The sequence below is a fragment of the Acinetobacter sp. 25-47-122 genome, from assembly GCF_056779695.1.
This window is the reverse complement of the sequence record NZ_JBWYIJ010000004.1, coordinates 250,028-261,709: the sequence shown is the minus strand read 5'-3', so window position 1 is coordinate 261,709 and position 11,682 is coordinate 250,028. Positions and strand designations below refer to the sequence as shown.

Here is an 11,682-nt window from a genome sequence, read left to right as displayed (position 1 = left end):
AGTGAAACCTCTTAGCGCTGATGGTAGTGTGGGGTTACCCATGTGAGAGTAAGTCATCGCCAGCTCATTATTCTAAACACCCCCTTCAATAGAAGGGGGTGTTTTTTTTATGTTTGAAAAAATAATTAATTATTACTATTTTAAAAGAAGATTACAAATTTCATTTTTATAAGCTCATGGAGGAGAACTTAATGAAATGTTTAATATTTTGTCTATCATTATTTATTGTGAGTAATGCGTTTGCACATGGTGGCGGATGTCGTAAAAGTTCGCCCCCAAATCAATGCTGTCACATGGATAACTCTAAAGGACAAGTTCACTGTCATTAGCATTTATTTTTAGATTACAAGTAGCTTAAAAAGCTCAACAATGTTGTGAGATTTTTAATTTATATAGAGTTTGAACTTTAAACGAGTTTAATTAGTATTGTTTACCATTAAATTCCCTTGTTCTGCTTCTTGCATAAATTGATCATGCGTCGCTTTACTTCGGACTAGACCTGGCATGCGATATTCTGTGTGGCCATAATCATGAATTTTGGTCCATCGTCCTCCCCAAACTAAACCGACAGACTCAGCAACTTGACCATATAACTGATAGCCACGCATAGCCCAAGGATCACGTTCAGAAATAACAACTTTACCATCTCGCTTGAATGCGACATCAGCTGCCAAACCAAATTGGTGATAGCTACGGTATGCAGTCGCTAAGGTGGTTGCTTTATTTCGAGATAGGCTATTTTGTCGTGCAGGACTACGATAACCCTCTAGTAATACTAATTCATAGCCATGTTGTTCCTTCATAATTTTGAAGACCATAAGTAATCGTTGTTTATAGCGTGGATGCATTTTGTCCCACTTACGATTTACCATTGAAGTATCTAGATGACCATGAGAAAACTCTGAATTTTCTACATTAGGAATAGTTGTCGATGAAACAGAACCACCAGTTTGAGCTTGATATTGTTGCTCAAGACGTACAGCTTCAACGATTGCTGCATCAACGAGACTTTCTTCAACCTCTGGAGGAGGGGAAAGAATTTCGCCATTTAATAAGTTATAAATTTGAGGATCAGCTTTCTTTAAATAGTTCGCTTCTATTTTTGTAGGATCAACGGGTTTTGTAAAAGCAAAAAGCATAATACTGCTAAGTAAGAAAAAACCAGCAATAAGTATCCACCATTGCTGTAAGTGCCAATGCGTTTGAATTTGGTCTGCTGAAGCAGCATGATTCATTTCATGTGCAAATTTACGTGCGTTTAAGAGCTTTTTTTTACCTTGTGGTAATAAGCTTTGTGCAAAATCTATTACTTTTTGTCTTATCTCATAAGACATCAATAAAGTCAGCGCGATGATTAATATCACAAAACTGACAATGATAAAAAAAATCACGGTGCAGGTTCTTTAGCAGTTCGTGTGACTGAAATTTCTACACTGGTTACAGGTATATCAATATTTTCATCAGTATCAGCTTTACTTTCAGCAACTTTATTTGGATTGGCTGTCGTAGGCTTAACCTCAGGCTTTTTAATGGTTTTCGGTAATGCTTCAGTTGTCGTCTTTTTTACTGGTTCTGCTTTAGGTTGAACTTGGGGAGTTTTGTTACTTAAAGGTTGTGATTGATTAAAAGTTGATTCAAAGGGATTTTTACTTGAAGTCACTGGTTGAGTTGCTTGAGCGGAGTTGGTTTGCTGATGTTTGAAAATATTATTAAGCTCATTTAGCTTGGGTTGAGCTTGGTGATATTCATCAGGTTCAGATTGCTCGTTTTGATCAGCTTGGGTGATTCCCGAATCAACATTGGATAATTTATCATTTGAGTGTGTTGAATCTGTATCCACTGCGTTAATCGGTTGGAAGCTTGGTTGATTTAAATAGGTATAAAAAGCTAAAGATGTGGCAGAGATACCAATTGCCATACCAATGATCCCACTTACTAGAGGCGAAATTTTTTTATTTTTTTTAGTAGATGTAAGGACTCTAATATTTTTCTTTTCTTGGCTCATATTGAATATCTTTTATGGTAAATGAATCGTTATGTGGGCCTGTTCAGCAGGTGCACTAATGACATTATTATATTGAGTCATGGCTTTAGTCTCTTGTTGACTGAGCATATAGCGAAGTCCAGAAAATGCCAATAATGCAAAGAGGAGTAAAAATAATAGAATCCAAGCGAATGGAAGTTCTTTATGAATAATGTTTTTAATTTGATCAGGCAATGCAGCGAAAGGTGAAAAGAGGGCTTTTTTACCTTTTAAATAATCTATTTCATCGCCTACGCGTGCAACCAAATGATTTAAGCTTTCAATTGATTCAATACGGTATTTACCTTGAAAACCTAACAGTAAACAGTAGTGAAAAACTTCTAAAGCCGCTAAGCGATCTTTTCCACGAGTTCTAATTTTTTCTAATAAGTCAAAAAATTGATAACCTGCGAGTTGAGATCCAAATAAAGTTAACTGAAGAGGACTAATTAACCACGAATTTTGTAAATGGAAATAACTAGGGTCCTGTTGTGTAACAATCGTTTCATCAAGTAATGCACAAAATGCATATTTTGCATCATGGATATCCTCGGCTGAGAACTGCAACTTTTTCGCTTGTAATTCGAAACGTTGTAGTTGATCCATGATTTTTTGGCGAAATTCATCGACATTGTCAGGAACGTATTGGTTACGAATTAAAAAAACGATGTAGAAACCGTCATGCATTAAATCAACCAAATTAGAAGACTGTGTCAATTTATTCTGTTGCTGTGGTGTAGAGCCTACTCCAATCTGACCGTCATCGAACAGTGAAGGTGCTCCATTAGGCATATTCATATTTTTCTCTTCTCAATCTCTAGCCATTCATCACTGCGATGAGTTCAATACTGATATCTTGGAATCCAGCAGGTACATAAATACAGATGGTTTCAGACTCCAACATGCGTTGATAGAGTTCATGATGAGGTTCAATTTCAAAATAACTCACACCAGAGCGGACTGGAATCGCAGTAGGTACTTGCATCAAATGGTGAATCGGAATAGCAGGCAATGCAGAGACGACACGTTGCTCAACATCGACTGTTGTGCCCACTTTAAAACGTAGTGGGACAATTTGTACAAGTTCGTGTGTCTGCATCATTGAACTAGACACAGCAATATACAGACGAGATTCGCGAGTGATCTTATCTGATTCTAAGCTACCGACCCAATATGAAGGACGTATTTCTTTAAGACTGATATTGAAGTATCGACTTGAAATGATTGTGTCGAGTAACTCTCTTAAAATGACATCTAACTGCGCAAAGCTATCTTGTAAATTATGATGTTGATATTGAGGTAAATGTTCAACTTCATAGGCTGTTGAGAATGTCAGTAATGAGCCAGTCAATCTGAGTAATTCAAAAAACAAGCGTTCAGGGTGAATTTGGGGATGAGTCAATAAATGGCTGAGAGTTGCATGAGCAGTATTCAATGCATTCACTAGCCAAAACGAAACAATGTCACCTGATCTAAATTCAATTAATTTTTGTTCGTTTTCGCGATTGTTGGTTTGAATAGTTTTGATTTTTGCTTTAATGACATTCAAGGTACGTTTTAAATTCGCAACCAATGACTCACAAGAAGCAATATGCAAAATTGGTGGAATAAATTTTGTATCAAGTTCAAAGCTTCCTGAACTATGACGCTTAATTTTTCCTATCGGCAAATATAAAAAACCATCCAGTTCATGAGGAGTATCATTCTGAGATTCCAGTAATTTCAGCTCAGCACGACGACGAATGTAAGTAATTTCAGCAGGTGTGGCATCTGTGAACAAATCATGAGTTTCATTCAGATACGAATGATATCGACTTGGTTGTGTCGAAGCCTCATGGGCGATATTACGCTTGTTGGGTTGAACGATAGGGAGCGCAAGAAAAATGGTCATTTCACCACGGAAATTGAGCTCATCGAGCAGCACGGGCTGAGGTAAAAGATCTCGCAAAGGAGCAGCGTAAATTTCACCATCTTGCCAAATCATTTCAATGTGCTCAATTGCTAGCACATGGGTCGTTAATTGAGATTCATCAAATTTGAGCTGTTGTACCCCATATGCGAATGGAATGGTGGCGCGAATAGTTTGATTTAAACGCTGTTCATGATAACTGTCTTGAATTTGAAAGTGCTGCGGTCTTAAAAATAGACCTTCACCCCACAGTACTTTTTCTGCTTTAAACATTGAGATTACCATTCATTAGATTCATTGCTATTTTTTACACCCAAGAGTTCATGGACTGATTCCAATGGGTTGTTATCGTTTTTAATGACTTGTGCGAGCCATTCATGAAGCGGCATTTGGCTCCATTTAATGGTTTTTTGAAGCATATAACTCACAGGACTATGTGGTTCATTTGCTTGAAAATAATCCGCAATATCTTTAAGCACCCGCATTGCTTGTTCACGATTTTGTAGATGACTTTGTGGTTGAGGTTGAAATGACTGCTGAGTTACTGCTGCTTGTATATTTGCTGTTGGAGCAGAATTTATATTTGAATTGTTTTCTTGGAATTGTAGGTCTTGATTCATGTCAGGAGTATCCTCAGACATTAAAAATGCATCTGCTTTATAAATTTTTTTCAGTGTTTTATGTATGTCTTCCAATTGAGAATCAGTATTTGCGAAACTTGGAGCATCTAATTGCATCAGTTGATCAAGTACTTGCTTGAGGGTATCCCAGTGCGTCAAAATTTCTAAAAAGAACTGATAATTGCTGTATTGGAAACTTTTTGAGGTGTTAAATAAGCTTTGTTCGAATTGCTCGAGTTCTGGATGATTCTGAGTAGATCCATAATCATCAGCATTTTTTAATCTTACATTTTGTTGATGCAGTAATTTTTCATAATCGTAGATTGAATAGAAAGGAGCTGAATTGATGAGTGGAACACGTTTAATCAAAGCAGGTAACTGAGAAGTCAAACCTTGCAATAAACCCAGACGTTGATCTAAATCATCATCTTCAATTTCAGGATGTATATCTTTCCAATAATTGGATAACATACGATGTGAAAGCTCAAGGCTACGAGCGACTCCTTCGTAACCGTAGAGTTGACTCCAAGCCTCGCTTAACCAAGTCAATAAACGAATATCTTTACTTTTTTGAGTCAGAACATCGATACATTTTGTCGAAACAAATGACCAATCAGCTTGTTTAGGTTCAGCTACCCAATCACCCATATCTAAGAGCGGATCATCTTGGGTTTTCGCTTTCTTGATTTCATGAAATTCATTCGAAAAAGATAGATCTTCGCCACAGATTGCTTGATCTGAGATTGGTTGAAGTAGATGCTCTATATCAATGTTCATATTAATTTATATACTCAAATAATTATGCTTCAACAATTTTCTTTTTTGTGGCTTTACGCTTTTTCGGTGCTGTTGTTGGATCTAATCGATAATCAATCACGTCATCTTTGCTATCAATTTGAATTAACTTAGGGACTTTGTTATCAGCCAAGGCGATCAATATTTGTGTTGCAAGTTCAGGTAAAACTGAAGAGTTTAGAATATTGTCGACATTACGTGCGCCACTATCGACTTCTGTACAGCGACTTAAGAGTAGTTCCACCAAATCATCCGTGTATTCAACACGTGTTTGATATTGTTTGAAAATACGATCAGTAATTTTGCCTAACTTATGATGAATAATACGCACAAGTAGATCATCATGGAGTGGGAAGTAAGGCACGATACGCATACGTCCCAAGAAGGCCGGTTTAAACTGTTTATATAAACTTGGTTTTAAATGTTCAATTAAGTCTTCTGCCGTAGGCCATTCTTCTACAGGTTTAGTCAAACAGGCCTGCATAATTGCGCTTGAGCCAGTGTTAGAGGTCAATAAAATTGTGGTGTTTTTAAAATCGATAACACGTCCTTCACCATCTTCAAGTGTGCCTTTGTCAAAGACTTGGTAAAACAACTCTTGAACATCTGAATGTGCTTTTTCAATTTCATCTAACAAAACAACGCTATACGGATTGCGTCTAACAGCTTCAGTGAGGACACCACCTTGACCATATCCTACATAGCCTGGAGGCGCACCTTTCAATGAGGAAACAGTATGAGCCTCTTGATACTCAGACATGTTAATCGTGATGAGATGAGATTCCCCACCATACAGCTCATTGGCTAAAGCTAAAGCCGTTTCTGTTTTCCCTACACCACTTGGCCCAACCAACATAAATACCCCTTGAGGCTTGTTTGGATCTTCAAGTTTTGCTTTAGAGGTTTTGATTCCTTGAACAAGTTGATGCAGGGCATAGTCTTGCCCCATGACTCGTTGTTTCAGTTTTTCTTCTAAACTTAGAATTTGCTTAATTTCGTCATTGACCATTTTTCCTACAGGAATACCAGTCCAGTCTGAAATAATCTCATTAATGATTTGTGCATTAACACGTTCAAATACCAGAGGTTGTTCACCTTGTAATATTTTTAAATCGGATCTAAGTTGCTGAATCTGATTTTTAAAATCATTAGTGTGTTCTTCATCTTTTAATTCAGAATTTTTTTGCTCAAGTGTTTTGATTTTTTGAACAATTTCTAGTTCTTGTTTCCACTTTTCAGTTGTGGCATTTAGCTCATTTTCTATTTCAGTGATCGTATTTTTAAGATTGGAGATGCGTTCGTCATGCTGTGGGAACTGATTATTCTCTTGTTCCAAAATATCTAATTCAAGCAATAAATTATGATGTTGAGCATGTAGCTGATCTAACTTTACCGGCTGAGCATTCTGAGTCAATGCCACACGAGCGGCAGCAGTATCTAAAACATTCACTGCTTTATCAGGGAGTTGTCGACCAGCAATATATCGATGTGAAGAATGAACAGCAGTCACAATGGCTTCGTCATCGATTTGAAGATTAAAGTGTTTAGCCATGACAGGAATCATGGCACGAAGCATATCAATCGCAACTTCTTCAGTAGGTTCTTCAACTTTGACGACTTGGAAACGTCGACTGAGCGCCGCATCTTTTTCAAAATATTGCTTATATTCAGCCCATGTAGTTGCAGCAATTGTTCTTAACTCGCCACGTGCTAAGGCTGGTTTAAGGAGGTTCGCTGCATCATTTTGACCCGCTTGACCGCCTGCACCAATCAATGTGTGTGCTTCGTCAATGAAGATGATGATAGGATGAACGGAACTTTGAACCTCTTGGATGACTTGTTTTAAGCGATTTTCAAACTCACCTTTTACACTTGCACCTGCTTGTAATAGACCCATATCAAGAACATGGATATGTACATTTTTTAATGCATCAGGCACTTGGTTGTTGGCAATTTTCAGCGCTAAACCTTCAACGACAGCAGTTTTACCTACGCCTGGCTCACCCGTTAAAATAGGATTATTTTGACGACGACGCATCAGAATATCCAACATAAGGCGAATTTCAAACTCACGTCCAATGACAGGATCAATCCCACCGTTCAGCGCTTTTTGAGTCAAGTTAATGGTGTATTGATCTAGTGCAGGTGTTTTTGCATGAGATTCTGAACTTTGAATCGTATCCTGATCGTGAACATCATTTTGATGATCAGCTTGAGGGAGATGCTCTTCAATGCTAGCTCTACAAATTTCTATAAATTTGTGTTTCATCGTATCAATCGGGAACAGATCGAATAAACTCGATGCACGAAGCGCGATTTGATATAAATCTCCTGCAGTCAATAACGCAACTAATAAGTGTCCGCTACGGATGACTGGGGTTTGATCTGCGGAAGCAATAAGCCAAGCTTGTTCTAGCAGACGTACAATCGATTGAGCAAAAATAGGTGTACGCGTATTGCCTTTGGGCAAGTGCGAAATCGTTTCTTGTAAATCATCGATCAGTGCATTTTTAGAAATTTTATAGTGATCGAGCAAAATGGAGAGATCATTTTTTACGTTTTGATTTAATAATTCGAAGAGTAGATGTTCAATTTCGATTTCGTAATTTTGTTGATTAATACAATAATTTGCAGACTTTTCTAGTGCTGTTCTTGTCGTAGGAGATAGTTTTGTAATCAAAATTTTCAAGTTATTCATCAGAATTCTCTGTGTTCAAATTATTTATAGTTACTTAAAATAAACCTGCATAACGTCTATTTTTAAGATTTTTAACGACTAAATATTTAATAAACAATAATTTTTAGTATGAAAAAATTCACCCATATTTTTTATTCTACCTAAATAAAGGTGATAAAAAAACTATCCTATAGTGTGAATCGTTTACAGAACTATATAATTTTGTAACTTAAAAAACTTAATTGTTTCTTTATTATAATGGTCATAATGTTGACTAAGTTTGCATTTATAAGTTTAAATTTTAATTAAATCTAATATCTAGAAGACATTGCTCTAAACATTGAGTGTGTTAAAAAAAGATTTAATGAATCATATAGTTAATGTAAATTTTATAATAAATGAGGGTGTGTTTTGAATACTAAAATTCTGCTTACAACTCTGCTAATTGGGTTGGGGATGGCGTCTACAACTTACGCAGATGAAGTAAAACTCAAAAGAGGTTGTGTTAAAGATCATCCATTAGTAGCGGGTGAAACAGACCAGACATTGCTACAAATTTATGCTCAAGCATGTGATAAAAAAAATAAAGACAACAAAAATGGTTTTCTAGCACAAGCAGCTCAGCGTTTTCAACAAATAGGACAAAATCAGAAAGCACTTCAATTGGTGAACAGTCTTAATGCACAAAATGTTCAGCACTCATCGTTAACAGATACTAAGTTTTTAGCTGGAATCGGAATCGCGAATGAGGCATTAGAGCAAATGCGTGGACCAGAAGTACGTTATTTGACTGAAGAGACTTACGAACCTGCATTGGCACTTTCTGAAGCAGTTAAAAAAGCTAAACCTTTGACTGTAATCGAAACCAAAGTTGAAGAAGCACCTAAGCGTGTTCAAGAGACTCGAACTACTCGACAGCCTGCACGTACGACGCGCCGTGCATCGACTCCAGCAAAAACAACACCCGCTAAAACAACGACACCTGCGAAAGTTGAAAAACCAGCAGCACCAAAACGTGAGAATCCATTTGGTTCGTTGAACTGATTAAATTACAAATTTAGGAAAAAATAATATGGCTAAGCGTGAAAGTGTTCAAAAAAAATTACAACGCATCCGACCACCTCGAGTACAACTGACGTATGACGTAGAAGTAGGTGATGGTAAAGAAATAAAAGAACTTCCTTTTGTTGTTGGTGTATTAGGGGACTTCTCAGCAGCATCTGAACTTGAAAGAACCAAACTGAAAGATAAGAAATTTATTAATGTGGATTTGGATAACATTGATGAAGTAATGAGTTCGCTAGCACCAAGAGCAGCCTTCCAAGTTGAAAACACAATTTCGGAAGAGGGTGGAAATATGTCGGTAGATCTTACTTTTAACTCAATGGAAGATTTCCGACCTGAAAATGTTGTTCAACAAGTTGACCCTTTACGCAAATTGGTTGAAGCGCGTGAACGCCTTTCAGATTTGCGTAATAAAATTTCAAATAGCGAACGTTTAGAAGATCTGCTTGATGAAATTCTTCAAAATACAGATCAAGTACGCAAATTAAGTGCTGAAGCAGGAGGCGACGACCGTGAATAATTTACAAACCGCACCTGCGACAAGCAATGCTGTTGAAGAAACAAGTCTTCTAGATTCGATTGTTGAACAAAGTCGAATAGCGCGTAACGATGATGAACATGTTCGTGCGAAAAATTTAATTGGTGAATTAGCCAAAGAAGTTATGGCTGGAACAATTACTGTTTCAGAAAACATGACGGTCTCAATAGATAAGCGTATTGCAGAAATTGATGCTTTAATTTCTGCTCAATTAAGCAAAATTATGCATCATGAACAGTTTCAAAAGATTGAGTCGACTTGGCGTGGACTTTACTATTTCTGTCAAGAAACACCTTCAAATCCTTTAATTAAAATCCGCATTTTAAATACCACTAAAAAAGAATTGATTAAGGACTTCCAAGGCGCAACTGACTTTGATCAAAGCACATTGTTCAAAAAAGTGTATGAAGAAGAATATGGTTCTTTTGGTGGTGCACCTTACGCAACTTTGATTGGTGATTTTGAATTCGATCGCACACCGTCAGATATGTATCTTTTAGAACAAATCTCTCATGTTGCCGCTGCCTCTCATGCACCCTTTATTTCAGCAGCAAGCCCTTCAATTCTAGGTCTTGAATCTTTCACTGAAATTGATCGCCCTCGTGATGTATCTAAAATTTTTGAAACTGCAGAATATGTACAGTGGCGCTCATTCCGTGAAAGTGATGATTCTCGCTATGTGGCTTTAACTATGCCACGCGTTCTGGGTCGCCTGCCTTATGACCCTAAAGAGGGTTGGGCAACAGAAGGGTTTAACTTCGTTGAAGAAGTGTCAGGTGAAGATCACGATCAATATCTCTGGATGAATGCAGCATACGGTTTCGGTACACGTTTAACGAATGCATTTGATATGCATGGTTGGTGTGCGGCAATTCGTGGGGTTGAAGGTGGTGGTTTAGTGGAAGGCTTGCCAGTACATACCTTCAAAACCAATGATGGTGAAGTCGTATTTAAGTGTCCGACAGAAGTTGCGATTACGGACCGCCGTGAGAAAGAGTTGAGCGATCTCGGTTTTATTCCATTAGTACACTGCAAAAACACAGACTACGCAGCGTTCTTTGGGGCTCAATCGACCCAAAAGCCTAAGAAATATGATAGCGATACAGCGAATGCAAATTCAGCACTCTCAAGCCAGATTCAATACATCATGGCTGTGTCGCGTATTGCGCATTATTTGAAAGCAATGATGCGAGATAAAGTCGGAAGTTTTGCTTCAGCTGGAAATGTAGAAAGCTTCTTGAATGATTGGTTATCTCAATATGTATTACTAGATGATGGTGCATCACAAGAGGCCAAAGCTAAGCGCCCGCTTCGTGAAGCATCTGTAAAAGTTGTGGAAGACCCGGCGAACCCTGGTCACTACAAATCGGTCGTGTTTTTAAGACCGCACTTCCAGTTGGACGAGTTGTCGGTATCTTTGAGACTTGTCACTGAGTTACCTCAGTCCTCTAATTAAATAGAGCAACTTTATAATAACGTTAAATAAAACAGGAAATCTTCATGAAAGATATATATGTTCAATTTCGAGGAAAATACAAAGTAGACGGCGAATCTCGTGACACTGAGCACAAAGATTGGTTGGAAGTTAATTCTTGGTCTCATAACATCCGTCAGCCTAAATCTGCGACATCTTCAAGTGTTGGTGGTCATACTTCTGAGCGTGTTGAACATTCAGACATGTTATTCGTTAAAGATTTAGATGCGACTAGCCCGAAACTTTGGGAAGCATGTTCTGCTGGTTACACTTTTGATGAAGTACAAATCGATTACTACCGTGCGAATGGTGATAAGCGTATTAAGTACCTTCAAATCAAATTGAAACATGTTCTAGTTTCAAGCGTAACACCATCTGTAAATGCTGAAGGTGTTCCGACTGAAGCATTTGGTTTGAAATATGCTGCTGTTGAGTGGACATACAACCAACAAGATATCGATGGTACTCAAAAAGGTGCGATCACGAAGCAATGGTCACTTTCTAACAACACTGCAAGCTACAAAGCTTAAAGTCTTGAAAGTGAGAGGAGTAGGGGCTGACTTAAGTTGGCCTTTATTCAT

The 11,682-nt window shown here is 37.7% G+C and carries 10 protein-coding genes; 4 read left to right on the top strand and 6 right to left on the bottom strand.

Annotated features, from left to right (window positions below; all coding sequences use genetic code 11):
* Window positions 1–416 precede the first annotated feature (416 nt).
* The 6 genes from AC1M9P_RS05665 to tssH form a co-directional block, all read right to left on the bottom strand.
* Window positions 417–1,391 carry a M15 family metallopeptidase gene (locus AC1M9P_RS05665; RefSeq protein ID WP_481586958.1) on the bottom strand — a complete coding sequence of 325 codons (975 nt, stop codon included), beginning with the start codon at window positions 1,389–1,391 and terminating at the stop codon, window positions 417–419.
* Window positions 1,388–1,918, bottom strand: a complete 531-nt coding sequence (locus AC1M9P_RS05660; RefSeq protein ID WP_481586957.1) for a hypothetical protein — start codon at window positions 1,916–1,918, stop codon at window positions 1,388–1,390. The genes AC1M9P_RS05665 and AC1M9P_RS05660 overlap by 4 nt, the downstream gene beginning before the upstream one ends.
* Before the next feature lie 99 nt (window positions 1,919–2,017).
* Window positions 2,018–2,821 carry a type IVB secretion system protein IcmH/DotU gene (gene icmH / locus AC1M9P_RS05655; protein WP_481586956.1) on the bottom strand — a complete coding sequence of 268 codons (804 nt, stop codon included), beginning with the start codon at window positions 2,819–2,821 and terminating at the stop codon, window positions 2,018–2,020.
* Window positions 2,822–2,840: 19 nt separating this feature from the next.
* Entirely contained in the window at window positions 2,841–4,205 is a 1,365-nt protein-coding gene (gene tssK / locus AC1M9P_RS05650; protein ID WP_481586955.1) for a type VI secretion system baseplate subunit TssK, read from the bottom strand.
* Between the two features lie 5 nt (window positions 4,206–4,210).
* Window positions 4,211–5,329, bottom strand: a complete 1,119-nt coding sequence (gene tssA, locus AC1M9P_RS05645; RefSeq protein WP_481586954.1) for a type VI secretion system protein TssA — start codon at window positions 5,327–5,329, stop codon at window positions 4,211–4,213.
* Window positions 5,330–5,351: 22 nt separating this feature from the next.
* The gene (gene tssH / locus AC1M9P_RS05640) at window positions 5,352–8,048 is read right to left on the bottom strand and encodes a type VI secretion system ATPase TssH (RefSeq protein ID WP_481586968.1); all 2,697 of its coding nucleotides are present in this window, start codon (window positions 8,046–8,048) and stop codon (window positions 5,352–5,354) included.
* A gap of 432 nt (window positions 8,049–8,480) precedes the next feature.
* Between tssH and AC1M9P_RS05635 the strand changes: the two genes are divergently transcribed.
* The 4 genes from AC1M9P_RS05635 to AC1M9P_RS05620 are packed head-to-tail and all read left to right on the top strand — an operon-like array spanning window position 8,481 to window position 11,631.
* On the top strand, window positions 8,481–9,068 hold the full coding sequence (locus tag AC1M9P_RS05635; RefSeq protein ID WP_092766614.1) for a hypothetical protein: 588 nt from the start codon (window positions 8,481–8,483) through the stop codon (window positions 9,066–9,068).
* Window positions 9,069–9,096: 28 nt separating this feature from the next.
* A complete protein-coding gene (gene tssB / locus AC1M9P_RS05630) occupies window positions 9,097–9,609 on the top strand; it encodes a type VI secretion system contractile sheath small subunit (protein ID WP_092766613.1) in 513 nt (170 codons plus the stop codon).
* Window positions 9,602–11,083 (top strand): type VI secretion system contractile sheath large subunit, encoded by a 1,482-nt coding sequence (gene tssC / locus AC1M9P_RS05625; RefSeq protein WP_481586953.1) that lies wholly within the window; start codon window positions 9,602–9,604, stop codon window positions 11,081–11,083. The genes tssB and tssC overlap by 8 nt, the downstream gene beginning before the upstream one ends.
* A 44-nt stretch (window positions 11,084–11,127) precedes the next feature.
* Window positions 11,128–11,631 (top strand): Hcp family type VI secretion system effector, encoded by a 504-nt coding sequence (locus AC1M9P_RS05620; protein WP_092766611.1) that lies wholly within the window; start codon window positions 11,128–11,130, stop codon window positions 11,629–11,631.
* The last annotated feature ends 51 nt before the right edge of the window (window positions 11,632–11,682 follow it).